Raw genomic sequence first — 26467 nt, 5'->3', positions numbered from 1 at the left:
TCAGCACTGCTTGACGTTGCCGCGATCGGGAGGCACTATATCCGTATAGCGAGCGCTAGTACCGGTGGTGGGCGCTTCCATCCGCCGCTTTCGAGAGCAGGTCTGAAGTGAACCACAAGGATGCGTTGGACACGTTGCACGTCACGAGGGCGGGTCCGGTCGTCACCATCACGCTTTGCCGCCCGGATCTGCAGAACAGGTTCGACTTTGCGCAGCATGCGGAGTTCCTGGATGCGCTGAAGCATCTCCGGAAGAGCGGCAGCGACGGTGTGCGCGTCGTGATCCTGGCTGCCGAGGGCCGGATCTTCTCCGCTGGGGGGGACGTCGGCACGGTGCGCGGGATGGTCGGCGACTCCGCCGCACGCAGGCGTTCGGTGGAGGAAGGCCTGGAGCTCATGAACGAGCTGTTGACCTTCCCGCTGCCGATCGTCACGGCCATTCAGGGCGCGGCGATGGGTCTCGGTGCCAACATCGCGCTGGCCACGGACGCGGTGGTGGCTTGGCGTGAGGCCCGCTTGGCCGACCCGCATGTGCGCATCGGGCTCGTGGCCGGCGACGGAGGCGCCGTTCTGTGGCCGATGTCGGCAGGCATCCTGCGCGCGAAGAGACATCTGCTGACTGGCGACCCGATCACTGCAGAAGAGGGCTACGCATACGGGCTGGTGACCGACCTGGTGGACCAGCCCGAGGACGTCCTGCCTCGAGCGCGTGAGATCGCAGACAGGATCGCGTCACTGCCGCCCCTGGGCGTGCAAGGGACGAAGGCTGCGCTGAACCGGCTTCTCGGGCAACGGGCCGGAGAGGTCTTGGAGCTGAGCCTGCAGCTCGAAGCCATGACCATGGCGACTGGGGATGTGCTGGAAGCGGCCGACGCTTTCATCGAGAAGCGTCCCGGCGTCTACAAGGGTTCGTGACGCCCGAGCAACTCTGTTCCACCGATGTGATGGAGGTCCCGCCAAGATGACGACTTCGATTGATGTGCGGCCGGGTGAAGTGCTCCAGGCAGAGTCCGGTCGGGCGCGGGGGTGGGTCGAGGTTGCTCGGTCTCTTGCTCCGCTGGTGGAGTCTGAGGTGGCGCAGGGCGCTGAGGACAGGATCATCACCGCGAAGGTGGTGCAGGCCTGGAAGGACGCGGGGCTGTACAAGCTGTTGCTGCCGGCTCGGCTGGGTGGTGAGGGGTTGGACAGCGTGAGCTTCCTGCAGGTCGGTGAGGAGGTTTCGCGTCAGGACGCCTCGTCGGGGTGGACGTTCGCGATCCACACGGTGGGCACGTTGTTCCCGGGGCTCATCTTGACCGAGGACGCCTATCTCGACCTCCTCGGGCCCGATCGGGCCGGCATCGCTTGTGGTTTCGCTTTCGGCAAGGTTCCTGGTACGGCGCGGCCGGTCGAGGGTGGCTACTTGGTGCAGTCGGAGCCGATGCCGTTCGGGTCGGGGACGCAGCACGCCGACCGGGTGGCGAGCATGCTGTTCCTGCTCGACGAGAAGGGCGACAACGTCATCGGTGACGACGGGAGCCCGGTCGTGGTGAACTCCTACATCGATCGCAGTCAGATCGAGTGGCTCCACAACTGGAACCCGGCGGGTCTGCACGGGACCGGCTCGGGCCACTACCGGGTCAGGGAGCATGTGCTGGAGAAGAAGTGGCTCTCCTTGGCTGAGGGGGACAGGGCCGGCGACCCGGTGTATGCGCAAGGGTTCTTCGCGATCGTGCACATGCATCACTGCAGCGTCGCGCTCGGTGTGGCCAAGCGCGCGGTGGAGGAGATGGCGAAGTCGGCCAAGGGCCGGCGCCGGGGCGAGATCCCGGCTCTGGACGAGCACCCGCTGTTCCAGGCCGAGTTCGTCCGGGTCGACGCGGAGTATCGGTCTGCTCGGGCTTTGGTGCTCGAGGCGTACGGGAGCATCTGGGAGGCCGCTACCGAGGGGCGGGTGACCGAGCTGCACACCGCGCGAGTGGAGCAGGCAGCGTTGCACCTGCACCGCGTCCTGAGCGATATCGTCTCGACGGCATCGTTGTGGGCTGGGTCCGACGCCATCCCCCATGACAGCGCCATCGCCCGGCTCAACGCCGACACGGCCGTCGCGGTCAACCACCTCCTCCTCAGCCCCCACCAGGCCACCAAAGCCGCCCCCCACCTCCTCGAAGCGACCCTCACCGACCAATGACCCGGTGACCGATCGGTGCTCCAGCGCGCCGGCGGCCGGGTCTGCGCCGACATCAAAATCCCCAACCGACGACGAGGAACGAGCCTTCGATGAGGAACAACACGGCGCACATCGAGTTCCCGAGCCGGATCGGGGTGTGGCTGAACCTCGAACCTTGGCCGATCCGCGAGGCACAGGCCATCGCCCGCGACATCGAAGCGCTGGGGTTCGGCTCGCTCTTCATTCCCGAAGGCGGCGGCAAGGACGTGTTGGTCGAATCGGCTGCTTTCCTCGCGGCGACGGACCGGCTCGTGGTCGGCACCGGCATCGCCAACATCCACTTCCGGTTGCCGATGCCCGCGGAAGCCGGCGCCCGAACGCTGGCCGCGCTGCACCCTGGACGGTTTGTGCTGGGCCTTGGCGTCAGCCACGCACCCTTCGTCGAGGAGCTTCTCGGAGGTGCCTACGGCCGTCCGTTGCGGACTATGCGCACCTACTTGGAGCGGATGGACTCCGTGCCCGGCGAGATCGAACAAGGCGCCGGGTTCGCCCGTCTCCTGGCCGCCCTCGGACCCAAGATGATCGAACTCTCCGGTGAGCTCGCCGACGGAGCCGTGCCCTACCTCGTCACCCCCGAGAGGACCGCCGTCACCCGCGCGATCCTCGGTCCCACGAAGTGGATCGTCTCCGAGCAGGCGGTGGCGATTGCAAGGGACCCAGACGACCAGCTCCGGCGGGCGCATCGCCACGTGGGGGGCTACATGGCGATGCAGAATTATCGAGACTCGTGGTTGCGCCAGGGGTTCGACGAGTCTGACCTGGTGCCAGGCGGATCGGACCGGTTGGTACGCGCTCTGGTCGGGCTGGGAAGTGCCGGTGAAGCCGCGGCATCTGTGAGCGCGCACCTCGACGCCGGTGCCGATCATGTCCTCGTGCAGGTTCTCGGCGGCGACCCGAGCGCCGACCCGCGGCCAGCGCTGCGGGAGATCGCTGGAGCGCTGCAGATCTAACGGAGGTTGCCGCCGACATCGAGTGAGCGCCGACCGACCCCGGGACGAAGCGAGATCGTGGCGTCCATGTTCTAATCTAGCGTTGACTAACTTATCTAGCGAACGCTAACGTAGCGCAGTACAGCAGACCGGCTCGGGGCGATTGAAGGAGAAATGGTGGAGATTCGGCTCAGGCGTAAGCGCGTGACCCTCGCCGCAACGGCAGCCGCGTTGGCAGTCGTCAGTGCAGGCTGCGGCAGCGATCCCTCGGAGGCGGGCTCGACGGATGGGTCGTCGTCTCGCGGGATCACTCGGGCCCAAGCAGAGGTTGAGGAGTTTGCCGCGAACCCCCCGCTCGAGATCAGCGCGCTTCCGAAGCGGCCAGACGAAGCCTTCGCCATCAACATCAACTGCACCCTCCCGGTGTGCGCCCCAGGTGCACTCCAGCCGGCGATGGATGCTCTGGGTTGGAGGTTCGAGGAGATGACCTTCGACATCACCGAGGGTCCAGCCGCTGTCCAGCCAGTTCTGACGCAGGCAATCGCTGCCGAACCGGACGTCATCGTGCTGCCCGGGGCGCTGCCGCTTGAGGGGTTCCAGTCCGAGGTCGACGCCGCAGCGGAGCAGGGAATCAAGTTCATCAATCTCGGCGGAGACGAGCTGCCGCCGAACTACGTCGCGTGCATCCAGTGCAAACCAGCGTCTGTGGTTCTTGGCTCTTTGGCAGCGAACATCGTGCTCGCGGACGCGGGCGGCTCGACCGATATCGCCGTGGCACTCGACAAGACCGTCGCCTCGCAGCTCAATGAGGCGAACGGGGTCGAGCAGGAGGTGGAGAGAAACGGCGAGGGGTCCGAGGTTCTCGAGATCGAACAGTCCATCAACGCGACGCCGGCGGACAATGCCGCGAGGGTCGTGAGCTTCCTACAGCGCAACCCGAACGTCGAGTATCTGGTCCTTGCCAGTCCCCAGTTCAATCCGGCGACGGCGCTCAACAGTGCAGGTCTGGGATCGCGGGTGAAGATCGTCGGCATCTACCCCGTCAGCGAAGCCGATGTCGCCGCGGTCGAGGACGGCCAGGTCCTGGCGTGGGCTGCGATGGAGCTGACGTCGATGTACTGGCGGATCGCCGATGCCGCTGCGCGAGTGGTGTCGGGTGTCGAACTCGACTCGGCAGAACCGGTTGGAAACATGCGCGTAATCAACGAGTCCAACGCCGACGTCAGCCTTCTGGACCCTCCGAACTATCAAGAGATCTACAAGGCGGCTTGGCAGGTCGACTAATGGGTTCGCCATCGGTGATCACGCGATCAGACCCGTCGACCGTGCCAGTTCGGCGCTGGTCGGAGTCTGACGCGGGTTGGATCGACGCAGGCCAGACGCCCGTCATCGAACCCCTACAAGGAGAGTGGGACCCACGTGCCAGTGCGGTTGGACGACAAAGCGATCTTCGTCACCGGCGGAGCTAACGGGATCGGCGAGGCGGTAGCCGTTGCTTGCATCGAGTCCGGCGCATCTGTGGTGGCGGTCGACGTCGATGTGGACGGTCTCGAGCGCCTCGCCGCATCGCTCGACGCGGGCGAGCGGTTCAAGCCCTACGCGGCCGACGTCACCGACGAGGATGCCGTGCGAAAGGCGGTCGACTTCAGCCGCAGCACCTATGGCCGCATCGATGGCTGCTTCAACAATGCCGGAGTCGCCGGCGTGCCGTCACCCTTGCCGGACACCTCTCGCGAAGAGTTCAACCGGATCATGCAGATCAACGTGTACGGCTTCTTCTACGTGCTGAAGCACGCGATGGGCGCGATGCGCGAGCAGAGGAGCGGCTCCATCGTGAACACCGCCTCCACCGCCGGGCTCGGCGGAATCGGCAACGTGTCGCCTTACGTAGCTTCGAAGCACGCCGCGGTCGGGTTGACATTGTCAGCCGGACTTGAGGCCGGCTACTACGGCGTCCGCGTCAATGCGGTCTGCCCGGGTTGGATCTGGACGCCGATCCAGAAGTGGGTCGGTGAGGAGATCTACAACGATCCGATCCGCGCGGCAGAGATCCAGAAGCAGCTCGCCGCCAACGTGCCGCTGCAGAGGTTCGCACAACCAGAGGAGGTCGCGCGGGCTGTCACCTTTCTGTTGTCGGATGAGTCGAGCTATATCGCCGGCGAGACGCTGCGAATCGACGGCGCGATGCTGAGCGGCTACATGGCGTGAGGTCCAGGAACGGTCGGAGAGGCGAGTTGCGGCGCCTCCAGAACACAGAGTCCCCCACGCAGCAGGAGGCACCATGGCAATCATCAACGACCTGAACAGTCCCGAAGTCCGACGCAAGCTGGAGCATCGGCTGCGCGCTGCGTTTCCCGGCGGGGACATGCTGAGGATCACCGATCTGGAGGTTCCGCCTAGCGGTCTGTCGTTCCAGACGCTCAAGCTCACCGTCGAGCGGGAGATCGACGGTCGCACGAGCCGCCAGAAGCTCGTCGCCCGTGTTGAGCCGCTGCCAGGCGCTGGCATCTTCAGGGAGTACGACCTCGAGCGTGAGGTCCGTGTGCTCCAAGCGTTGCAGGGGTCGCGAGTCCCGGTACCGCGCATTCACTTCTACGAGGCGGAGCCCACCGTTCTCGGCGCGCCCTTCGCGGTGATGGAGCACCTGCCGGGCAGGGCGCCAGCCGACAGTCCGTCCTACATGAGACAGGGATGGGTCCTCGACCTCTCGCCGGATCAGCGAAGGTGCATCTGGACGAATGCTCTGAGGGTCGTGGCTGACCTTCACGCGGTCGACTGGGAAGGTCTCGGTCTCGACTGGCTTGCACGTCCGGAGCTGGGTCTCACACCTGTCGACCAACAGATCGCATACTACGAGTGGACCCAGGCGTGGGGTTCGGCCGGGCACGCGAATCCGACAGTGGACGCGACATTCGTTTGGCTCAAGGCGAACCGTCCGAGCGACCCGGAGCCCGTCGTTCTGGCATGGGGCGATGCGAAACCAGGGAACATGCTGTACGCCGATAACTTGACCGTGGCCGGCGCCCTCGACTTCGAGATGGCCGCGCTGGCGAGCCCGGAACTCGACCTCGGCTGGTGGTTGTTCGCTCATCGCTACCACGCCGCGACGCTTGAGGGCGGCACCGTGCCCAGCGGCATCCTCAGCCGCGAGGAAGTCATTGACGGATATCAGGAGATGAGCGGCCACGAGGTTCGTCACGCCTTCTTCTACGAGGTCCTCGGCGGTCTTCGAGTCGCCGTTCTGGCTGATCGTGGCTACCGGATGATGATGGCGGCCGGCTTGCTGCCGCCCGACCATGCCGCGCCTGCGAACAACGCGGCGACTCAGGCGCTCGCCGCAATGCTCGACCTCCCCGCTCCGGACGGGATCAACGACATCCACGAGTTCGAAGCGCCGTCGAGCTGAACAGCCCCGATCCAACCCCGGGTGACGCCCGTGCCGATGAATGCTCAGGAAGGTTCTCCATGCCCATAGCCACACCTGCTGACGACCTGTTCCACGAGGTCGAGAGCGACGACCCCTTCTGGACGGAGACAGCGTGGTTCGCGTTCTCGGTTCCGGAACGCCGGTTGACCGGCATGTCCCATCCGCTCTTTCGCCTCAACCAGGGGATCTGCTCCTCCGGTGTCTACGTCTGGGACGACACCGGGGAGTCGGATCACGAAGTCCTCTACTCGCAGAACTTCTGGCACCTTCCGCTGCCGACGGACGACAAGCACATCAAGCTGCTCAACGGCCTTGAGTACGACGTGCTCGAGCCTCTCCGGCGCTACCGTGTGCGGTATGACGGCGGCCTGGTGAAGTTCGACCTCGAGTACGAGGGCATCTGTGAGCCCGTGATGAACGAGGCCGGAAACCACCTCGATCAGCCATGTCGAGTGACGGGCACGCTCGAGCTGAGGGGTGAGAGCATCAAGGTCGACTGCTTCGACATTCGTGACAAGACGTGGCACGTCCGCTCTGACGTGAACATGAACGCGGCGCTGGCTCAAGGGTCCTACACCTACGCCATCACGGCCGACTCGGCGGTGATGACCTGGATGTCGGGCGACCCCACCGCGGAGCAGAAGCTCCTCAGCGGCTGGTTGCTCCGAGACGGTAAGGTCTCGGAGTTCTCAACTATCTCGCGACGGACCACCCGCGACTCCCGCCGTCTCCTCAGCGGCATCGAGCTGGAAGGCAGGGACGGCCTCGGGAGGGAGTTCCGCCTGTCAGGGAAGACGCTGAACCGGTATGCATTCCGTGCGGCGCCCTCGTTGCCATGCTGGATCAGTGCCGTCGACTACAGCCTCGACGGCGTCCCGGCGCAGGGACAGACCCAGGAGTGGTCGATGCAGCTGTTCAACAGCACGCGTTCCGAGAACGGGTAGCGAGTCACGCGCCGCGCCGCCCGACCGCGATCTCATCACCGCCAGGAGGAACCATGGTCTCGATCTTCAACGAAGAACACCGAAGCCTGCGCATGTCGCTTCGAGGGTTCTTCGCCGATCGGTCGTCCGAGGCCGAGGTGCGCCGCCTCATGGCGACCGACAAGGGATACGACACCCAGGTGTGGCGCCAACTCGCTTCGGAGATGGGCCTGCAGGGCCTGCTGATCCCGGAGGAGTACGGCGGCAGCGGATACACCTGGGTGGAGCTCGGCGTCGTCCTGGAGGAGATGGGGAGATCGCTCTTCTGCGGCCCCTTCTTCTCGACAGTAGTACTCGCCGGCAGCTGTCTGCTGGAGAGCGGCGACGAGTGGGCCAAGAAGGAGTACCTCGAGGGTATCGCGCTCGGGGACACGTTAGGCACGCTTGCCTTCGTGGAGACCGCTGGGCGATGGGACGAGTCCGGGATCGAGATGGTCGCCCGTGGTGAGGGAGACATTCACCATCTGACGGGTGAGAAGCTCTACGTGCTGGACGGCCACGTCGCCGACTTCATGGTGGTCGCTGCCCGGACCGGCGAGTCGATCTCGTTGTTCACCGTGGAGAGTGACGCTCCTGGTTTGACGTCCCGACTGGAGGAGACGCTCGACCAGACCCGGAAGTTCGCGACGGTCGCGTTCGAGGACACTCCGGCGCGGCTTCTGGGCCGCGAGGGCGACGGTTGGGAGACTTTGCGGCGGGTGCTCGACCTTGCGGCCGTCGCCTTGAGCGCCGAGCAGGTCGGTGGGGCTCAGGCGGCTCTGGAGATGGGCGTCGAGTACGCCAAGACGAGGGTCCAGTTCGGCCAGCCGATCGGCGCGTTCCAGGCGATCAAGCACATGCTCGCCGACGTCATGGTGGAGGTGGAATCAGCCAGGTCCGCCATGCACGTGGGACTCGCGGCAGCAAGTGGACACGATGGTCCTGAACTTCCGGTGGTCGCATCCCTGGCCAAGGCGTACTGCTCCGACGTCTTCGAGTTCGCTTCACACGAGAACATTCAGATCCATGGCGGGATGGGCTTCACATGGGAGGTGCCAGCGCATCTGTACTTCAAGCGGGCCAAGGCGATGGCGCTGTTCCTCGGGGACTCAGACGAACACCGCGAGCGGCTCGCTCACTGTCTCGGCGTCTGATCTGCAACCTGCAATCAGGGCTTCGGCCCACCAGGGTCTCGAGGAGGTCCAACATGGTCAACACGGTGAACGACATTGATCCGGGTCGGCTTCGTCTGGAAGTGCGCGAGTGGCTCGAGGAGCACTGGCAAGGAGTCGACGATCGAGAATGGCGCGAGACGGTGCTGCATGCTGGCTGGGCTATCCCAACGTTCCCGGCCGATGCCTACGGGCGGGGCCTCAGCAGGCCGCAGGCGACAGTCGTGGGTGCGGAGTTCGGAGCGGTCGGCGCACCGGGGTCATGTCGCGAGCTCGGGCACGATGTCGTCGCCGGCTGGATCCGAATGGCGGCGATGGCGGTGGCGCGATTCGGGGGTGCCCGGCTTCGGGACAGCTTCATCCGCGACCTGGTGCTCGGGGATGCTGAGCACGGAGTGGCGCTGTACAGCGAACCGAACGCAGGTTCGGACCTAGCAGGTCTGCAGACCCGCGCTGTCCTCGAGGGCGATCAGTGGGTCGTCAACGGCCAGAAGGTGTGGTCGTCGGGTGCCGAGACCGCAACGTGGGGTCTTCTCCTGGCGCGGACCAACGAGGACGTCCCCAAGCACCAAGGCATCAGCTTCTTCGTCCTGCCGATGCAGCAGCCTGGCATCGAGATCCGACCTATCAAGCAGATCACGGGCGACTCGGAGTTCAGCGAGGTCTTCCTGACGGACGCCAAGGTCCCCGCTGAGAACCTGGTGGGAGACCTCAACGACGGATGGCGCGTATTGCAGGTCGTCCTAGCAGCCGAGCGCGAGTGGCTCGGCGACTTCCTGGAGGCGGGAGGTCGTCCCGGTGGGGCTGTCTCAAGTCGGGAGGATGCGCTGACGACAGAGGGCGCAGCTGATCTGATTGACGCTGCGCGTGCCGCAGGCAAGGCCACCGACTCGGCGGTGCGTCAGGTGATCGCCCAACTGCACACGTGGCGACTTGTCCACCAGTGGACCAACGCTCGGCTGTCGTCCGCCAGCGCCGGCGAGGAGTCTGGTGGCCCGGTCGCCGCGGCCGCTATCGGCAAGCTCGCCAGCTCTCGGATTCTGCACTCCACGGGTCGGTTCAAGGCGCGAATGCTGGGGCCCGAAGCCATGCTCTACGGACCGGACAACGGTGCCGCAGACGACGTGAACCGCGAGATCATGAACGCCTTCGTCAACTCGGTCGGAGGCGGATCCGACCAGATCCAGCGCAACATCATCAGTGAGCGCCTCCTCGGCCTTCCCAGGGGCTATGCGCCCGACCGCGGTGTGCCGTTCCGGGAGATCAGGAAGGGCAGCGCACGGCCGTCTCGGACCTGACCGGGCGGCGCCGGTGCGTGTCGCCTGTTGCAGCAGCCGGTGGCGCCGGTCTACCTGCCTGACTCGTAGCCCGGGCTACCGGGTGCCGGCATGTCCGTCGCGTCCGTCGGTCGACGCTGCGATGCGGTCTTCCGGGGCGGTACGCCCTGGTCTCTGTGGTCGCCTGGCAACTCGTTGTCACGAGTTCGGGTAATCGCTTGCCCAGTTGTGTAACGAGCGCTAGTGTAACTGTCGTCTCGGTCACCCAGAAGGCTCGCGAGGACCTCGTCGCCTCGGGTGGGCGCATTCATCCATCGGAGCCAGCGCCCGGAGTGGCGTGGGAGGAGCAGGCACAATGAAAACTTGGCACAGGCGCAACCGCGCCATGTACTTCGCTGGGGCGGCAGTCGCCTTGGCGATGGTCGGCGCAGGTTGCAGTAACGACTCCGACGCTGCGAACTCATCCGGCGGGGCCGGCACCGGTGACTTCGCCCAGGCCCAGGCCGAGGTCGACAAGTTCGCAGCCAACCCGCCTCTGAAGGTCGAACCTCTTCCTGAGCGGCCCGCCACGTCGACAACCGCGATCCAGCTCAACTGCACCCTGCCGTCGTGTGCGCCCGGTGCGATGCAGCCGGCGATGGAAGTTCTCGGCTGGAGCTTCGAGGAACAGACCTTCGACATCACGGAGGGTCCAGCCGCCCTTCAGCAGGCGCTCACCCAGGCGATCGCCGAAGATCCGGACGTCATCTTCATCCCCGGCACGTTCCCGCCCGAGACCCTCCAGGCACAGGTCGACAGTGGCGTCGAGCAGGGGATCAAGTTCGTGACCATCGGAGGCACCGAGGAGGTGCCGCCCGGTTACAGCGCTTGCATCCAGTGCACGCCGTCGGCGGCGGCACTTGGCGCGCTCGCAGCGAATATCGCCCTTGCGGACGCGGGGGATGACATCAACATCGCCGTCGCGTTCGACAAGACCATCACGCCGCTCGTGGCTGAGGCCGACGGCGTCAAGCAGCAGATCGAGGCGATCGGCGGAGGGTCCGAGGTACTGGATCTCGAGCAGAGCGTCGTAGCGACGCCGGCAGACAACGCCGCGAAGGTCGTCAGCTTCCTGCAGCGCAACCCGGACGTGGAGTACCTCATTCTCACGAGCCCCCAGTTCAACCCGGCGACCGCGCTCGCCAGTGCCGGTCTCAGCTCGCGGGTCAAGATCGTGGGTATGTACCCGCTCAGCGACGCGGACGTGGCGGCAGTGACCGACGGGCAGGTCATCGCCTACGCGGCGGGCGAGGTCGCGTCGATGTACTGGCGAGCTGCGGACGCCGCTGCTCGGGCGGTCTCCGACCTCGAGGTCGACCCTATCTCGCCCCTCCAGAGCATGCGCGTCATGGACTCGAGCAACGCTGACATCAGCCTGATCGACCCTGCCGACTTCCAGGACGTCTACGAGGCTGCCTGGCAGGTGCAGTGAGCCGGGCTTCGGACTGCAGGAGTCTGAGGTGAGTGCCATGACGATGTCGTCGACGACCAGCGCCAAGCTGGTCCTGGAGGGTCTTACCAAGACCTTCCAGGGCCAGCGAGCCCTCAGCGAGGTGTCTCTGGAGCTGCGGGCTGGTGAGATCCACTGCCTGCTCGGCCAGAACGGATCGGGAAAGTCCACGCTGATCAAGATCCTTGCGGGCTACCACTCACCCGACCATGGATCCGCACTCATCGATGGGCGGCCGATGGATCTGGGCTCGCCCGCCGAGGCGCATTCTCATGGGCTGCGGTTCATCCATCAGGACTTGGCGCTGATCGATTCCCTGTCGGTCGTCGACAACTTGGCGCTCGGGGAGTCCTACGGTGGGAGGTACTGGCTCTCCGACCGACGCGAACGCCGAATCGCCCAGGATATCTTCGCCGAGTACGGCGTCGACATCCAGGTCGGAAGACCATTGGGCGCGCTCGGGTCGGCAAGCCAGGCGATGACGGCGATCGTGCGAGCTCTTCACCACGGTGACGCCGCACGGGGGATCCTGGTGCTTGACGAGCCGACAGCATCGCTGTCAGAGCCGGACAAGGAGCACCTCTTCGAGCTGTTGCGAGCCGTGAAGGCACGTGGCGGGACGATGCTGTACGTCACGCACCGCCTCCACGAGGTGTTCGAGCTGGCCGACCGGGTGACCGTGCTCCGTGACGGACGCAACGTCGCCACCAGGGAAGTCGGCGAGCTGAACCCGGACAGCTTGATCGAGCTGATCCTCGGGCGTCCCATGGATGCCGTCTACCCAGAGCCGCCGCACCCGGGTTCGGACCGCGTGCTGGAGATGACCGACTTGGGTGGTGGCGCGCTGACCAGCTTCTCCGGGACGGTGCGCGCGGGCGAGATTGTCGGCGTCGTCGGTCTGGCCGGGTCGGGCGCAGACGAGATTCCCCAGCTGATCTTTGGCGCGACGCCCCGCAGAGCCGGAGAAATCAGGCTCAACGGCAAGCCGATCGCCCCGGGGTCGCCGTGGGAGGCCATCCGGAGCGGAATCGCACTCGTTCCTGCCGACCGCAAGCGTCTGGGCGTGATCGCGGATTGGACGTTGCGAGAGAACGTCACCCTACCGAAGGTCCGCGGGCGAGGGCCGTTGCGGTGGCTGAGCCGGCGGCGGGAGGCAGGTGACGTCGCCTCGTACATGACCCAATGCGAGGTCAAGCCGAACGACCCTGAGGCGACGATCTCGTCCCTGAGTGGTGGTAACCAGCAGAAGATCATGATCGCCCGTTGGCTGCGGGCCGGTGCGAAGGTCCTCCTTCTGCAGGAGCCGACTGCCGGCGTGGACGTCGGCAGCAGGAGCGCGATCTACCGACATCTCAACCAAGCTGCGAGCGAGGGCGCGTCGGTCCTGATCACCACGACAGACCTGGAGGAGGCGTGCGCGGTCTGCGACCGCGTCTACGTCGTACGAGGTGGCCGGCTTGGTGCCGAGCTCGATGCTAGCCAACTGACACCAGACACGTTGCTAGGCGAGGTGCTCCGCCCCTCGCACGACTCGACCGCACTCGATGGTCAACCCAGAAAGAGTCCAGCATGAGCACACAAACCGAACGTCCGGCAACAGATGCCCCCCGAGCGCGGGCGGTAGAGCCGAGCTCGGTCTCCGGACTGCTGCAGCATCTGCAGCTGGGGCGGTTCTCCGCCGTCTTCTTCTTCGCCGCGATCTTCTTGATCTTCGCTGTCTGGGTCCCCGACACCTTCCTGACGACGGTCACGTGGAAGTCGATCCTCATCAGTCAGGCGATCACAGGGATCCTCGCTCTGGCCCTGCTGGCGCCTCTCGCCACTGGCATGTTCGACCTGTCCGTCGCCCAGACCATGGGGTTCTGCGCCGTCGTGTGCGGCTACCTGACGACCCAAGGTCCGCAGCTGGGATTGGGATCTGCGATCCTCGTGACCCTGGCCGTCGGCGCCTGCATCGGGATGTTCAACGGGTGCCTCTGCGGCATCCTCGGGCTCGACAGCTTCATCGCGACCCTCGGGACCACCTCCCTTCTGACGGGTCTGGCGGCGGTCCTCGCCGACGGCGCCTACTTCGGCCCCTTCCCGGCTGAGATGACCGAGCTGACCTCGGGGTCGCTTCTCGGCGTGCCCATCATCGCGGTGTACACGCTGATCCTCGGGGTGATCGTGTGGTACGCGCTGGAGCACACGCCCGTCGGTCGGCGCGCGTACGCAGTGGGAGCGAACCCGGACGCGGCTCGGCTCTCGGGGGTCCGCATTCGGCGATTCAGGTTCTGGAGCATGGTCAGCTGCAGCACAATCGCTGCCTTGGCCGGCGTTCTGCTCGCCTCCACACTCAACAGCGTGAACCAGTCGCTCGGCCCGCAGTACCTGCTTCCGGCGTTCGCGTCCGCCTTCCTTGGCACGACACAGATCAAGCCCGGACGCTTCAACGTTTGGGGCACATTGCTCGCGATCGTGCTGCTGGGCACCGGTATACAGGGCCTGCAGCTGGTCGGGGCAGACATCTGGATCACCGACATCTTCTTCGGCGCAGCATTGATCTTCGCCATCTCGACCTCGCTTATCGTGCAGCGAACGCGGGGCCGTCGAGAGGCCAAGGAGTCTGCGGCGAAGGCGGGTCGCTGACCGTCGCACCGTCAGTTCCGGTTACCACGGCAAGAGGAGATGTGAGATGGCGAGTGCTGCAGCGCAGAAGCTCGACGCCGAGCTGCGGGCGTGGTCGAGCACCATGGGGGAGCAGAGCCCCTCTCTCGAGGAGCTTCGCGCGGGTGGTGAGACCATGGCGACGTTCGGCACAGAGCGCGACGACGTCAAGGTCGATCAGGCCGACATGGGCGGACGACGCGCGTTGGTCCACACGCCGGATCCGGCTCGCAGCGGCGCCATCGTGCACTTGCACGGCGGCGGATTGACCCTGGGTTCGCCCGAGTCCCATAGCCGGCTGGCGGCCCACCTTGCCGCTCGAAGTGGACTTCCGGTTTACAATCTGGACTACCGGTTGGCACCGGAGAACCCGTTCCCAGCGGCGATCGACGACAGCGCAGCCGCGATTCGGTGGCTGATGAAGCAGGGCGTGCCAGCCGAGCGGATCATCCTCAGCGGTGACAGCGGCGGCGCAGCGCTGGCCCTGACGACGCTGATGGACCTGCGCCGGGATGGGGTAGGTCTCGGGGGCGGCATCGTCATGTCCCCGTGGGTGGACTTCCGGCTCACAGCCGGCTCCTTCGACACCAACGCCGAGACCGACGTGATGTGCTCGAAGCCAATGATGGTCCCGCTCCGGCAGAACTACTGTCCGGATGGCGACTTCGAGAACCCGCGCGTGTCGCCCGCTGCGGCGGGGGACTTCACGGGCCTCCCTCCGCTCATGATCCAGGTGAGCACGGCAGAGGTCCTGCTCGACGACGCGAGGCTGATTGACACGCGCGCCAGGGAGGCAGGGGTCGATGTGACGCTTCAGGAGTACGACGTCGTCCCGCATGTGTTCCAGCTGTTCGCCGGCAACCTGCCCGAGGCTGACGACGCCCTGCAGTCGATCGCCGACTGGACGGTTCGGGTGCTCACCGATTAGCGCTGCCGCTCGTGACGGCACCGCCGCAGTGCTGCCAGTTTCCGGAGTCTGCCGGGCCACATCTAGCGGAGGAGACCGGTGTGAGATTTGAACGGATGGAGTACCTCGGGATCGTCGTGGACGATCTCGAGGCTGGCGTGCAGCGGTTCTCCGACCTGTTCGACCTGGAGTTCGAGATCTTGAATATCGACGACCTCGAGGTTCGAACCACGGACGGGGCGATACCGGATGCGCAGGCGCCGCAATCACGGATGCGTGTCGCGGTCGACTCGTCCGGTTTCTTCGAGCTCGTCGAGGTCGCCGGAGCGGACGAGGGTTTCCGCAATATTCACTTCCGGGTCGACAGCGTCGAGGACGCGATTGCTGAGCTGTCCGGCAGAGGCCTGCACCTCGTTCGGCACTTCGTGGTTGGACAAATGAGAGAAGCGATCTTCGCTTCCGATGACCTCTTCGGCCTCCGGGTGTGCTTGTTGGAGTACGCCGGCCCAAGCCTGTCCGCCGCCATGCGCGCGAAGGGGCCCGAAGTGGCGAAGGGTGGCGGCGGGGTGGACGCCATAAGATAGCGAGCGACTCTATATCTAGCGCACGCTTGACACTGCGGAACGGCCAATGTCACAGTTTCTGATGCGCGGCGCGGGCGTCGCAGATCGGTGTGGAGGAGAGCAGCAATGACAATGACCACTGAGCTGACCGGAGTTCCGGACCTAGCCGATCCCGAGACCTTCCGCGCGGGTGTTCCCCACATGGCGTATGACCTGATTCGCGAGCTGCCTGGGCTCGCGTGGCAGCCCGCCGATGCCGGAACCCTCACTGGGGGCTTTTGGGTCGTCACTCGCTACGACGAAGCGGTACAGGTCCTCCAGGACGCGGATCGCTTCCAATCCGGGTACGGGGCTGTTTACCCCCTGCCGAACCCCACTCGGATGGAGCCCCTCAGCAAGTCGATCCAGTTCATGGATTCCCCTGACCATAGTCGGGTGCGCCGATCCGCGGCCAAGTCCTTCGGTCCCCGGGTCGTTGCCAACTTCGAGTCGTGGATTCGAGAGGTCATCGTGGAGACCCTCGACGACGCGCTGCCGAGACAACGATTCGACTGGATCGAGAAGGTCTGCCAGGTGATCCCGCCGCTGGTGATCGCACAGATCCTGGGCGTCCCGCGGGAGCGGTGGGGATTCGTCGTGGACTCCAGCCATCGGATCTTCGTGGCTCAGAGCGCGAAGGACGGCGGCATCAGTTTGGCCGACGAGTTCACGAAGATCGGGGGGTATCTGACCGAGTTGGGTGAGGAGAAGCTCAAGAACCCGGCTGATGACATGACCACCCTCCTCGCGCAGTCACATGCTGCTGGAGAGGTTGACTTCGTCGAGTACCAGATGTACCTGGTGTCGCTGCTCATCGCAGGCGCCGAGACCACCAACACGACCATGGCGCACATCGGTCACCTTCTCGCCACGGACCCGCAGATCAGGGATGTGGCCGCCCGTGCACTCGATGAGGGGAAGTCCGGCGAGCTGGTGGAGGAGTTCCTCAGGTACATCACACCTGCCATGAACTTCGCGCGGGTCGCCTCGCGCGAGACCGAGTTGAACGGGCAGCTCATCAACAAGGACGACCTGGTCGTGGTGAGCCTCATCGCCGCCAATCGTGATCCGGCCGCGTTCCCCCATCCGAACACCTTCGACCCGTTTCGTGAGGGCACGAAGCCGCTGGGAGGCACAGGCGGTGCCGGGATGTCCTTCGGAGCGGGGCCGCATCGGTGCATCGGACACATGCTCGCGAAGCTCGAGCTCCGGATCTTTCTCGAAGAGCTTCACGCGCGCGGGGTCGCCGTCTCCATGGACGGCGATCCCGAACGAGGCGCCAGCGGAGTAGTGAACCAGCTGCTGACGCTGCCGGTGGCCGTGTCGGTGGGATGACGCTCGGTACGGGCAGCGGGAGATCGATATGACTGATAAGGCGAAAGTGGTTTTCGTCAAGGACGGGCGACGGACCGAGGTTGAGGTCCTGGTCGGGTCGACGATGATGCGCGCGGCCACGGACAACCTCGTAAGCGGGGTGGTGGGTGAGTGCGGTGGTGATCTCTCCTGTGCGACGTGCCACGTGTACGTCGAACCGCGGTGGTCAGTTCGGCTTCCGCCGCCGAGCGCTGAGGAGCTGGACATGCTCGAGGCCACCGCGGAGGAGCCCACCGAGCACAGCCGATTGAGCTGCCAGCTGGTGTGCACGGCAGAGACGGATGGAATCGTCCTCGAGTTGCCCGACAGCCAATGACTATCCCTTCCCCTGGGGACGAAGGCTTGAGTGAGCCGGATGCCTCATCTCTTGGGCACGTGGTGATCGTTGGGGCCGGGCAGGCGGGCGGGGATCTTGCTGCGGATCTGCGCGAGCTCGGCTACGGCGGCGCCATCACGCTGATCGGCAAGGAGACGGCCTATCCCTACTCCCGCCATCCACTGTCGAAGGCGTTCCTGCTCGGCCAGAGGGCGGAGGACGATCTCGTCACCCGTGCCGAGGAGACGTACCGGCGTTTCGACGTCGACGTGCGACTCGGCGTCGAGGTGGAGAGCATCGACCGTCGGAGCAAGATGGTCGCGCTCGCCGACGGCGACCATCTCACCTACGACACCTTGGTCCTCGCCACCGGCGGATCGCCACGACAGCTGCCCCAGGGCACTTTGGAGACGAGCCCGAACGTCCTGTCTTTGCGTTCTGTCGCGCACGCCAAGCAGCTGCGTGTGATGCTCCGCCCGGGCCAGCGCCTGACCGTGATCGGTGGGGGATACATCGGACTCGAGGTTGCATCGGCCGCACGAGCCCTTGGCCTCGAGGTGGCGATCGTGGAGCAGGAGGAGCGTCTCCTGTCACGAGTCACCTCCCAGGTGACGTCGTCGTACTTCGCCCGGCTTCACTGCGAGAAGGGGGTCGCGCTCCATCTCGGTCGTTCGGTCACCTCGTCGAAGCACAACGGCAGCGGCGAGCTGGCTGCGCTGGTGCTGGATGACGGGACCGTGGTGGAGACCGACGTCTGCCTCATTGGTATCGGGATCGAACCGAACGTCGCGCTCGCCGAGGACGCAGGACTGGAGGTCGCCGACGGTGTCATCGTGGACTCCTGGTTCCGGACCAACGACCAGGCGATCTTCGCGATCGGTGATGTCGCTCGCTTTCCGTCGAGTAGTGGCCGGAGCACCCACCGGCTCGAATCGATCCCTAACAGCAGCGCCCATGCTCGCGCGCTTGCGCACACGCTGGTCGGCGAATCACATCCGTATGACGCGGTGCCGTGGTTCTGGTCCGACCAGTACGACGTCAAGTTCCAAGCCGTCGGACTCATCAGACCGGACGACACAGTCGTGGTCCGCGGAGATGCCCAGGGCGGCCGGGGCCACTCGGTGTTCTACCTTAGGCAGGGGACGGTCCACGCCGCAGAGGTCTTCTCCTGCCCACGGGACTTCGCGATCGCGAAGAAGTTGGTGGCGCAGAGAGTCACCGTTGACCAATCCAACCTCGCGGACGAGGCGACCCCGCTGAGAGCGCTGCTCGGCCAGTGACCCCACGGAGGCGCGCGATGCTGCGTTCCGTCTGGAAGCACGAGCGCAAGAAGCGACTGCGGTTTCAAGCCTGTGACCCTTCAGTGACTCGAGGATCAACGTCCGGACAGCCGGACCAACGTGAAAGGTGTGGAGATGGGAACTCGCTTGGAGGGCAAGGTCGCCCTCGTCACCGGCGGAGCTCGTGGCATGGGCGAGGCCGAGGCAAGACGGTTCTGCGCTGAGGGTGCCAAGGTGGTGATTGCCGACGTCCTCGACGACATCGGGCAGACAGTCGCGGCCGATCTCGGCGCAGACGCCGCGTACGTGCACCTCGACGTCTCCAGCGAGGACGACTGGGCGACTGCGGTCGCCGCCACGGTGGAGCGCTTCGGCGCTCCGACAGTGCTTGTGAACAACGCAGGTATCGCGCGGTACGAGACCATCGACCGGATGCCCAAAGAGGAGGTGGTCGCGCACCTCTCGGTGAACGTCGTCGGGCCGTGGCTGGGCATCAAGAGCGTCTTCGAGCCGATGCGCCGGGCAGGAGGCGGTTCCATCATCAACATCGGGTCGACCAACAGCGTGCGCGGGGCGGCCGGCGCCACCGCGTACGCCACCTCCAAGCATGCGGTGGCAGGGCTCACGAAGAGTGCTGCGGTCGAGCTGGGCCCGTTCGGCATCCGCGTCAACATGGTGCTGCCCGGCGGCGTCGCCACGCCGATGATCGCCGACGCCGCCCCATGGTTCGGCCCCGCGCCGCTGGACAACTCGCCCACGGAGTGGTCGCTCCCGCTGAAGCGTTGGGGCATGCCGGAGGACATCGCTGCGATGGTGTTGTTCCTGGCATCGGACGAGAGCGCCTACTCGACCGGCGCGGAGTTCGTCGTGGACGGGGGCATGACTGCCGACCATCCGTTCAAACCCGCTGCGGCCTGGGTGGAGCATCGCGAGGCGCTCCTCGCCGAGTCGAGAGATTGAAGGAGAGACAACCATGACCCGTATCCGACCCGCGTCGACTAATGTTCACGGACGCGCCGGCGACGACCGAGCTGCGCGCATCGCCGACTCGATCGGGGCCGTCTTCGCTCATCGACCGCAGGCCTATCGTGCCTACATCGAGGCGGAGCAGGCGCTGCAGGCTTCCGGCACGCTGAGCCCCCGATTGGTCGAGCTGGTCCGCCTGCGGATCGCCTTCCACAACCAGTGCCGCACGTGCATGGCGACGAGGCGCGCACCGGACGTGGTGTCCGAGGACCTTGTCTGTTCCCTCGAGCGTCCCTATGAGGCGCCGGATCTCTCCGAGGAGGAGCGCGCGGCGCTGCGCTTCGCTGACCTCTTCGCAGCGGATCATCTGTCGATCGACGACGCGGAGTACGACAAGCTTCGTGCGTTCTTCAGCGAGGCTGAACTGGTCGAGCTCGGCATGAGGTGCGCCTTCTTCGTAGGCTTCGGTCGCCTCACAGCGACCTGGGACGTCGTCGAGGACCTGCCGAGCAGCTTCAGCCAGCAAGACTTCACTGCGCCGTGGGGACACCAGGAGGTCGTCGAGTTCGCACCGTTCGTCGAGTAGGTGGTGGCCATCTCTGACAGGAGGCCTTGACGGAGAACCGTTGCCTTGGTCAGCAGGGACTGGTGAGTTCTGCGATCGGTTACGGGGCACATCCGAGAGGTTGTGGAGAACAGTCTCCGTCGCCTTCAGGTCGAGACCATCGACCTCCTCTACCAGCACTTCCCCGACCCGAGTGTCCCTATCGAGGAAGTGGTCGGGGTGATGGCCGAGTTCGTCGATGCTGGGGAGGTCCGCTACCTGGGTCTCTCCAATGCCGCCGCTGAGGATGTCCGGCGCGCCCACGCGGTGCACCCCATCTCGGTGCTCCAGTCGGAATACTCCATGTTTGCCCGCGGCGTCGAGGCCGTCCTACCTGTGTTGGAGGAACTGGGAATCGGCTTCATCGCCTACTCCCCGCTTGCAAGAGGATTCAGCTCAGCACGACCGAGTTGACCCGCATCGCCCAGCTAGTGCCATCCGGCTCGGGCGTGGTGACTCTCGAGGAAGGCCGCACCCACTAATGCGCTTAGCCTCCTCGGGACAGACTTGCCCCGCGCACCGCCTCAGAGCGAGCGGCGCTGGGTTGCTCCGCGGAACTGTCACTCCGGCGTCATGGCGACGGCCACCGGCACACCGGTCATACGGGGCTGGCCGGTGAAGGGGTCATACACCTCCGCGGTGTCCATCAGGCGGCCGGAGTTGGCTCCCGTACCCAACGGATCGTCCTCGTCGGGCAAACCGCCGAATCCGTGCGTCATCGACACGGTTCCGGGTCGCAGCGTCGCATCTGAGGCCGCGACAACTCGGACCGTGGCACGGGACGAGCGGACCTCGACAAGGTCGCCGTCGACAACGCCGATCTGCTCGAGGTCGTCGGGGTGCATCTGCACGAAGTTGTGCGAGGGCTTGTTGACCGGGTATCCGAGCCCGGGGGTGTTCATGACGTGCGGCACTCGTCGGCAGATGAGCGTGAACGGGTAAGCGGGATCGTCGTCGAGCGGCCGATCGAACTCGTTGGAGAGTGCGATCAGCATCTCGGCATTGCCGACATCGAGCCGTGCCCCGCTGGAGGGATCCCCGGGTACTACGCGAGCCGGCGGATCGTCGTACAGCGCCCCACCCTCGTGCTGGCGGACCGTCGCCAGCGGGATGCGCGATCCGCGATGGGTGACCTCGAGAATCTCCTCCGAGGTGGGCATGTTGACCATGTCGAGCGCGAACGGAGGCGCAGCGTCCGCGAACCCGTGAGGCTTGACTGCGAGCTGAAGGTCCAGTCGCTGCGCAAGGCGGTAGGTCACCTCCCACTGCGGGATCACCTCGGAGTCCTCCGGCGGCTCGACGATCGCCGGGGTGTACTGACCGTAGCTTCGGCGATAACCCCACCCGTTCGTGAACTGGCCGATGAAGTCGCCGTTGAGAGAAGTGGCCGGGAGCTCGAACGGCAGTCGGCACGGAAGCACATAGTCCGCCAGCTTCGCCGTGGGCGACATGGAGATGTCCACCGAGACGAGCAGGTCCAGAGACTTGAGCGCTTCGATCATCCGGAGCTGGTCCGGGAAAGCCGTGGCCGGGCTTCCGCCGAAGTTCAGCAGACCACGGATTCTGCCCCCGCCGTCGGTCAACATCTCCTCCGCCATGCCGCCGGCGGGTGGGCCCACGACGCTGAAAGGCAGGTCGCGCGTCCGGAGCCGGCGCCCCGTCAGCATGGAGGCCGGCGGGATCGCCTGCTCGACGGGTTCCAGGAAGGCCCACGGAAGAAGTGTCGCCGGATGCCGGACCATGTCTCCAGCGCGCGACCACTGCCCGCAGATCGTGGTCAGGCAGAGCGCCAGGTACTCGCACAACGTGCCCCGCCCCGTCATGTTGGGCCCGACGCCCGATGTCACGTATGCGTTCGTAGCGCGCCCGAACATGCGGGCTGCTTCGACAAGCATTCCTGCGTGAACCCCGGACCGTTTCGCCGCATGCTCGGGCGTGAACGGCTCCACCGTCCGCCGCAGCCCCTCCACGCCTGTGACGTGCCGGCTCAGGAAGTCGTGATCGACGAGGTCCTCGGTGAGGAGAATGCGGAGCATGCCAGCCAGCAGGGCGGCATCCTCCCCGGGTCGCAGCTGCAGGTGCAGGTCGGCCTTGCGTGCGAGCTCTGTGCGGCGCGGGTCAATGACGATCAGCTTGGTACCCCACTCCGCGAAGTCACGGAGCAGTTGGGCCGGCGGGTCGATCCGGCCCTGATGGCTGACGATCGGGTTCGCGCCGATCACCACCGCCACCTCGGGTCGGGCGAGGCTGCGATCGGTAGCCATCCACGAGCCGTGCAGGCCCTTGGCGAGGATCTTCCCCGGGGAGTCAAGGCTGAATGGGGAGAACACCATCTCCGAGCCCAGTGCGTGCATGAACGCATCGTTGACAGGGCCGTGCGGAAACTCCTGGAGCACATAGGTGCCCTGGTACATGGCGAGTGCATCAGGTCCGAACTCGTCAACGAGGCCACGCACCCGGTCCGCGATCTCGCCGATTGCGTCGTCCATGGGCAGCCGTCTGAACGCCCCGTCGGGCTGGCGCTTGACGGGATGGTGCAGGCGGGCCGGGTTCTCGTAGGCCAGCCGTTGATTCCGACCCTTGGCGCACCGGTATCCGGCATAGATCGGATTCTCGGTGTCGCCGTCGATGCGGACGATGCGGTTGTCCTCGGTCTGCACCTTCAAGCTGCAGAAATTCACGCACACTCGGCAGATCGTCGTATGCGCCTTCGCGTCTGTGCTCTCCACCGAGTCCTCCGGGTCGCGCTGGATGGCTAACGCTAGTTAGAACTCGTGTGTCTGTCTAGTGCGACCGTTCGGATCACCGGAGGACGAACGGGTCGCCGACGGGGGATTCGTCGGTGTTGACCCAGATGGACTTGGGCTGGGTGAACTCCGCGAATCCATCCATGCCGTTCACCCGACCGGAGCCCGATGCCTTGGTGCCGCCGAACGGCATCGCGAAGCTGAGGGCGCGATAGGTGTTGATCCAGGCCGTTCCCGCGACAACACTTCGCGCTACCCGGTGGGCCCTGCCAAGGTCGCGCGTCCAGATCCCGGCAGCCAGACCGAACTCGGTGCCGTTGGCGATCGCGATCGCCTCGTCCTCGTCCGTGAAGGTTGTGACGGCCAGCACCGGGCCGAAGAACTCGGTGCCGAATGCGTCCATCTTCGAGGTCACGCCGCCGAGCACGGTGGGCGAGTAGAACCAGCCGGCGTCGGGGCGTTCGCCAGCGGGACCTCCGGACAGCAGCTCGGCGCCCTGTTCGAGTGCGCGTTCCACGCCGACGCGGACGCCCGTCAGAATCTTCTCCTGCGAGATGGGCCCCATCTCCGTCGTGGGATCGGTCGGGTCGCCGAGCACGATCTGCTGGGCGCGGGCGGCCACTGCGGAAACGAGCTCGTCAGCAATGTCCTTGTGCACCAGCAGCCGCGAGCCGGCCACACAGGTCTGGCCAGCAGCCGCGAAGATGCCGGCGATCACGCCGTTCACCACGTCGGGAACGTGAACGTCGGGGAAGAAGATGTTCGCGGACTTGCCGCCGAGCTCGGTGACGATGGGCTTCAGGTGCTCGGCCGCGCGGGCGCCGACGATCTTCGCGGAGTCGGGTCCACCGGTGAAGAAGATCTTGCGCACCAGTGGATGGACCACTAGCGCGTCACCGGCTTCGGCGCCGTAGCCGTGCACGACGTTGAGACAGCCGTCGGGCAGGCCGGCGGCCTTCGAGAGCTCGGCCACCATCGCCAAGGAGAGTGCGTTCACCTCGGGTGTCTTGACGACGACGGTGTTGCCGGCCGCGAGCGCGGGAGCGATGCTCATCGCGCCCAGGAGCACGGGCGAGTTGAAGGCGGGGATGACGCCCACGACGCCGTAGGGATCGCGGGTGGTGAACGCCTGGATGCGGGGGGAGTCGAGCTGGACCTGGCGACCTTCGTTGTGCAGTGCCAGGCTCGCGTAGTAGTGGAACCAGGCCTTCATCGACGAGTGTTGTCCCCTGACCTCGCGGACGACCTTTCCGGCGTCCCGTGACTCCAGCGCCGCCATCTCGTCCGCGTGCTCGGCGATGAGGTCCCCGAGACGCCAGAGCACCTCGGCGCGGCGGGACGGACCCGCGTCAGCCCATGCAGGGAAGGCGTCCCGCGCTGCTTGGGCCGCGGCGTCGACGTCGGCCGCGGTTCCTCGAGCCACCTCCGCCCACGGGCGGGTCGTCATGGGGTCGATGGTGGGAAGGTAGTCGCCGCTCGAGGGTGCCGAGTGCCGGCCGTTGATCCAGTGGTCCTTGCGCACGTGAGGGCCTTTCGGTTGCGCGCAGACCTCGGCAGGGTGTCGGGGAGGACCGCGCTGGTGGGCGATTAATAGCTGCTTCGGTGGCTCATGGGTTGTGGGTGACGATGCCGATCTCGGCAAGGACGGCGGCGGTGTGCTCGCCCGAGGCAGGCACGTCGACCAGCGCCCATTCGACGTCGGTCATGGTGACCGGCGGGACGAGCGCCTCGGTGGTGGCTCCTGCCGGCAGCCCGATGGTTCGCCACCGTCCGCCGGGCGGTGAGCTGAGGGTGCGTGGTGAACTCGAGCATGTCGCGCATCCGTGCGTTGGCGATCCCTGCGCCGTCGAGCAGCTCGCCCCCGGCGGCAACGCTCGACTGGCAGGTGATAGCAGCGATGATCCGGTCGAGCTCGGAGCGGTTGGTCACCCGCTCCACGTTGTGGGCGAAGTGAGGATCGTCAGCGAGCTCTGCGTCGCCCAGAACCTCCGAGCGCAACAGCGCCCACTCTCGGTTGTTCTGGATCGCGAGGAAGATCGTCCCATCAGTGGTGATGTACGGCCCGTACGGCGCGATCGACGCGTGCCGAGGTCCCGAGCGTAGCGGCTGGGAGCCGCTGCCGACGGCGTAGTGCAGCGCCTGCGACATCCACTCACCCGGCGCTTCGAGCATCGAGACCTCGAGCGTGGCCCCCTCGCCGCTGTGACCCCTGCGGAGGAGTGCGGTGAAGACTCCGGGATACAGGTACATGCCAGCGCAGATGCTGGCCACCGAGATCCCCACTCTTGCAGGCTCGGCGTCTCCGGTCACGCTCCGGAGACCTGCCTCGTACTGCAGGACGCGAGCGCCGAGGTCGGCCAGCTGGCGGGTCGCGAAGGGAGCGGGCGCCGCCTGCCTGAAGGAGACGACAGTGACGCCGTACAGCGGAAGGGTCATCGAGTTCCTCGATCGGACGATTGTGCTAGCGCTCGCTACACTAGCAAACCCTTGAGGCTGCCGTTGCCCAAGCGAGAAGTTGCTGACGTCAGTGAGGAACGAGCTACCAGGTCTGGTCCGCCGCGCGGACGAGGACCTCGTTGACAGCGACGCGTCGTGGACTCGTGACGACAAAGCAGATCGTGCGGGCGATGTCCTCTGGCGCCATGCGTTCGATCCCGCCGACTTGGGCTTCGAGGCCCTCCCTCAGCTCCTCGCGGGTGTGGTGCACGAGCTCGGTGGCGACGTTGCCGGGCTCGACGACGCTGACCCGCACCCGTAGTGGTTGCATCTCCTGGCGCAAGGACTCGGACAGGGCGACGACAGCTGCCTTGGTCATGCTGTAGACCGCGGACCCTGGCCGTGCCACACGACCGGCAGTTGAGCTGATGTTCACGATGTCGGACACGTGACGCGGCTCCGAGGCGGCAGCCCTCACCAAGTGCGGCTGGGCGCGCTGCGTGACATAGAGGCAGCCGAGCTGGTTCACCGCGACCATCCGCTCCCACTCACCTTCAGGCGCATCAGCCACCGGCCCGAGAAGCATGACGCCGGCGTTGTTGACGACGGTGTCCAAGCGGCTGAAGTGGGAGACCACGCTGTCCACCGCAGCGAACGCCTCACTCCTGTCAGCGACGTCAGCCTCGACGCAAAGCGCGCGACCACCACGACCGATGATCTGCTCGGCCACCTGCTGGAGGCGATCGCTCCGACGGGCGACCAGGGCGACGGCCGCACCTTGCGCGGCCAGCGCGAGCGCCGTCGCTGCACCGATGCCGCTGCTAGCACCGGTCACCAGCGCTACCGTCCCCTCCAACGCTGAATTCCCGTGCTCCGCTGGTCGTTCCGTCGCTGCCATGCGGTGTCCCTTCGATGCAGTTGACCTCCCCTGCCGGTCTAGGGCGAGCTCTACCATGGCTCGGTCCTCATCGACGACTGCGGCCACGGACTCGTTGACGCGCTTGTCTAACGTTCGTTAGTGTAGCGAAGGTCGCCACGCTGCGGGATCCCACAGGGCATGCACCAACCTCAGAATCTCCCGCGGTTTCCACCACGCCGGCCACCCATCAGGGGCTCGGGCGGCCG

Annotated in this window: 23 protein-coding genes and 1 pseudogene; 20 read left to right on the top strand and 4 right to left on the bottom strand. The window is 65.9% G+C overall.

The features are described from left to right. Positions 1-107 precede the first annotated feature (107 nt). From ACJ5H2_RS22950 to ACJ5H2_RS22855, 20 genes and pseudogenes are all read left to right on the top strand, one after another. Positions 108-914 carry an enoyl-CoA hydratase/isomerase family protein gene (locus tag ACJ5H2_RS22950; RefSeq protein ID WP_408899766.1) on the top strand — a complete coding sequence of 269 codons (807 nt, stop codon included), beginning with the start codon at positions 108-110 and terminating at the stop codon, positions 912-914. 145 nt (positions 915-1059) lie between these two features. Then, a complete protein-coding gene (locus ACJ5H2_RS22945) occupies positions 1060-2169 on the top strand; it encodes an acyl-CoA dehydrogenase family protein (protein ID WP_408899765.1) in 1110 nt (369 codons plus the stop codon). A gap of 89 nt (positions 2170-2258) precedes the next feature. Further along, positions 2259-3158, top strand: a complete 900-nt coding sequence (locus ACJ5H2_RS22940) for a TIGR03620 family F420-dependent LLM class oxidoreductase (RefSeq protein ID WP_408899764.1) — start codon at positions 2259-2261, stop codon at positions 3156-3158. A 183-nt stretch (positions 3159-3341) separates the two neighbouring features. Next, positions 3342-4421: a sugar ABC transporter substrate-binding protein gene (locus ACJ5H2_RS22935; RefSeq protein WP_408899763.1), complete on the top strand. Its 1080-nt coding sequence runs from the start codon at positions 3342-3344 to the stop codon at positions 4419-4421. Between the two features lie 135 nt (positions 4422-4556). Next, on the top strand, positions 4557-5345 hold the full coding sequence (locus tag ACJ5H2_RS22930) for an SDR family NAD(P)-dependent oxidoreductase (protein WP_408899762.1): 789 nt from the start codon (positions 4557-4559) through the stop codon (positions 5343-5345). Positions 5346-5418: 73 nt separating this feature from the next. Beyond that, positions 5419-6543, top strand: coding sequence for a phosphotransferase family protein (locus ACJ5H2_RS22925; protein WP_408899761.1), 1125 nt, complete (start codon positions 5419-5421; stop codon positions 6541-6543). Positions 6544-6602: 59 nt separating this feature from the next. Then, entirely contained in the window at positions 6603-7508 is a 906-nt protein-coding gene (locus ACJ5H2_RS22920; protein ID WP_408899760.1) for a hypothetical protein, read from the top strand. A gap of 53 nt (positions 7509-7561) precedes the next feature. Then, the gene (locus ACJ5H2_RS22915; protein ID WP_408899759.1) at positions 7562-8680 is read left to right on the top strand and encodes an acyl-CoA dehydrogenase family protein; all 1119 of its coding nucleotides are present in this window, start codon (positions 7562-7564) and stop codon (positions 8678-8680) included. 53 nt (positions 8681-8733) lie between these two features. Then, positions 8734-9996, top strand: a complete 1263-nt coding sequence (locus ACJ5H2_RS22910; RefSeq protein WP_408899758.1) for an acyl-CoA dehydrogenase family protein — start codon at positions 8734-8736, stop codon at positions 9994-9996. Between the two features lie 334 nt (positions 9997-10330). Continuing rightward, entirely contained in the window at positions 10331-11446 is a 1116-nt protein-coding gene (locus ACJ5H2_RS22905) for a hypothetical protein (protein WP_408899757.1), read from the top strand. Positions 11447-11483: 37 nt separating this feature from the next. Further along, entirely contained in the window at positions 11484-13037 is a 1554-nt protein-coding gene (locus ACJ5H2_RS22900) for a sugar ABC transporter ATP-binding protein (RefSeq protein WP_408899943.1), read from the top strand. A gap of 131 nt (positions 13038-13168) precedes the next feature. Further along, positions 13169-14092, top strand: coding sequence for an ABC transporter permease (locus ACJ5H2_RS22895; protein ID WP_408899756.1), 924 nt, complete (start codon positions 13169-13171; stop codon positions 14090-14092). A 46-nt stretch (positions 14093-14138) separates the two neighbouring features. Beyond that, on the top strand, positions 14139-15038 hold the full coding sequence (locus ACJ5H2_RS22890; protein ID WP_408899755.1) for an alpha/beta hydrolase: 900 nt from the start codon (positions 14139-14141) through the stop codon (positions 15036-15038). Between the two features lie 95 nt (positions 15039-15133). Next, entirely contained in the window at positions 15134-15601 is a 468-nt protein-coding gene (locus ACJ5H2_RS22885; protein ID WP_408899754.1) for a hypothetical protein, read from the top strand. Between the two features lie 111 nt (positions 15602-15712). Beyond that, complete coding sequence (locus tag ACJ5H2_RS22880; protein WP_408899753.1) at positions 15713-16954, top strand: cytochrome P450; 1242 nt, start codon at positions 15713-15715, stop codon at positions 16952-16954. 28 nt (positions 16955-16982) lie between these two features. Continuing rightward, entirely contained in the window at positions 16983-17309 is a 327-nt protein-coding gene (locus ACJ5H2_RS22875) for a 2Fe-2S iron-sulfur cluster-binding protein (protein ID WP_408899752.1), read from the top strand. A gap of 59 nt (positions 17310-17368) precedes the next feature. Further along, positions 17369-18589, top strand: a complete 1221-nt coding sequence (locus ACJ5H2_RS22870) for an NAD(P)/FAD-dependent oxidoreductase (RefSeq protein ID WP_408899751.1) — start codon at positions 17369-17371, stop codon at positions 18587-18589. Between the two features lie 135 nt (positions 18590-18724). Continuing rightward, positions 18725-19549, top strand: coding sequence for a glucose 1-dehydrogenase (locus ACJ5H2_RS22865; protein ID WP_408899942.1), 825 nt, complete (start codon positions 18725-18727; stop codon positions 19547-19549). Between the two features lie 13 nt (positions 19550-19562). Then, positions 19563-20141: a carboxymuconolactone decarboxylase family protein gene (locus tag ACJ5H2_RS22860; RefSeq protein WP_408899750.1), complete on the top strand. Its 579-nt coding sequence runs from the start codon at positions 19563-19565 to the stop codon at positions 20139-20141. An 87-nt stretch (positions 20142-20228) separates the two neighbouring features. Next, a pseudogene (locus tag ACJ5H2_RS22855) lies at positions 20229-20552 on the top strand (aldo/keto reductase); the annotation flags it as partial. A gap of 167 nt (positions 20553-20719) precedes the next feature. On the opposite strand, the gene ACJ5H2_RS22850 reads toward ACJ5H2_RS22855, so the two are convergent. The 4 genes from ACJ5H2_RS22850 to ACJ5H2_RS22835 all read right to left on the bottom strand — a co-directional run bounded on the left by ACJ5H2_RS22850 (position 20720) and on the right by ACJ5H2_RS22835 (position 26240). Then, positions 20720-22888: a molybdopterin-dependent oxidoreductase gene (locus tag ACJ5H2_RS22850; RefSeq protein ID WP_408899749.1), complete on the bottom strand. Its 2169-nt coding sequence runs from the start codon at positions 22886-22888 to the stop codon at positions 20720-20722. Positions 22889-22961: 73 nt separating this feature from the next. Then, positions 22962-24353 (bottom strand): aldehyde dehydrogenase family protein, encoded by a 1392-nt coding sequence (locus ACJ5H2_RS22845; RefSeq protein WP_408899748.1) that lies wholly within the window; start codon positions 24351-24353, stop codon positions 22962-22964. Between the two features lie 140 nt (positions 24354-24493). Continuing rightward, positions 24494-25342, bottom strand: coding sequence for a CoA transferase (locus ACJ5H2_RS22840; RefSeq protein ID WP_408899747.1), 849 nt, complete (start codon positions 25340-25342; stop codon positions 24494-24496). A 103-nt stretch (positions 25343-25445) separates the two neighbouring features. Continuing rightward, positions 25446-26240: an SDR family NAD(P)-dependent oxidoreductase gene (locus ACJ5H2_RS22835; RefSeq protein WP_408899746.1), complete on the bottom strand. Its 795-nt coding sequence runs from the start codon at positions 26238-26240 to the stop codon at positions 25446-25448. Between the last annotated feature and the right edge of the window lie 227 nt (positions 26241-26467).

This window comes from Nocardioides pymetrozini (assembly GCF_046058985.1).
GTDB lineage: Bacteria > Actinomycetota > Actinomycetes > Propionibacteriales > Nocardioidaceae > Nocardioides.
This window is presented reverse-complemented; position numbering and strand designations above follow the sequence as displayed.

Bases quoted from the DNA above. Each gene is read 5' to 3' on its own strand.
- ACJ5H2_RS22940 (WP_408899764.1), top strand. From the start codon at position 2,259: ATGAGGAACAACACGGCGCACATCGAGTTCCCGAGCCGGATCGGGGTG.
- ACJ5H2_RS22925 (WP_408899761.1), top strand. From the start codon at position 5,419: ATGGCAATCATCAACGACCTGAACAGTCCCGAAGTCCGACGCAAGCTG.
- ACJ5H2_RS22920 (WP_408899760.1), top strand. From the start codon at position 6,603: ATGCCCATAGCCACACCTGCTGACGACCTGTTCCACGAGGTCGAGAGC.
- ACJ5H2_RS22915 (WP_408899759.1), top strand. From the start codon at position 7,562: ATGGTCTCGATCTTCAACGAAGAACACCGAAGCCTGCGCATGTCGCTT.
- ACJ5H2_RS22910 (WP_408899758.1), top strand. From the start codon at position 8,734: ATGGTCAACACGGTGAACGACATTGATCCGGGTCGGCTTCGTCTGGAA.
- ACJ5H2_RS22905 (WP_408899757.1), top strand. From the start codon at position 10,331: ATGAAAACTTGGCACAGGCGCAACCGCGCCATGTACTTCGCTGGGGCG.
- ACJ5H2_RS22900 (WP_408899943.1), top strand. From the start codon at position 11,484: ATGACGATGTCGTCGACGACCAGCGCCAAGCTGGTCCTGGAGGGTCTT.
- ACJ5H2_RS22890 (WP_408899755.1), top strand. From the start codon at position 14,139: ATGGCGAGTGCTGCAGCGCAGAAGCTCGACGCCGAGCTGCGGGCGTGG.
- ACJ5H2_RS22885 (WP_408899754.1), top strand. From the start codon at position 15,134: ATGGAGTACCTCGGGATCGTCGTGGACGATCTCGAGGCTGGCGTGCAG.
- ACJ5H2_RS22880 (WP_408899753.1), top strand. From the start codon at position 15,713: ATGACCACTGAGCTGACCGGAGTTCCGGACCTAGCCGATCCCGAGACC.
- ACJ5H2_RS22875 (WP_408899752.1), top strand. From the start codon at position 16,983: ATGACTGATAAGGCGAAAGTGGTTTTCGTCAAGGACGGGCGACGGACC.
- ACJ5H2_RS22865 (WP_408899942.1), top strand. From the start codon at position 18,725: ATGGGAACTCGCTTGGAGGGCAAGGTCGCCCTCGTCACCGGCGGAGCT.
- ACJ5H2_RS22860 (WP_408899750.1), top strand. From the start codon at position 19,563: ATGACCCGTATCCGACCCGCGTCGACTAATGTTCACGGACGCGCCGGC.
- ACJ5H2_RS22845 (WP_408899748.1), bottom strand. From the start codon at position 24,353: ATGACGACCCGCCCGTGGGCGGAGGTGGCTCGAGGAACCGCGGCCGAC.
- ACJ5H2_RS22840 (WP_408899747.1), bottom strand. From the start codon at position 25,342: ATGACCCTTCCGCTGTACGGCGTCACTGTCGTCTCCTTCAGGCAGGCG.
- ACJ5H2_RS22835 (WP_408899746.1), bottom strand. From the start codon at position 26,240: ATGGCAGCGACGGAACGACCAGCGGAGCACGGGAATTCAGCGTTGGAG.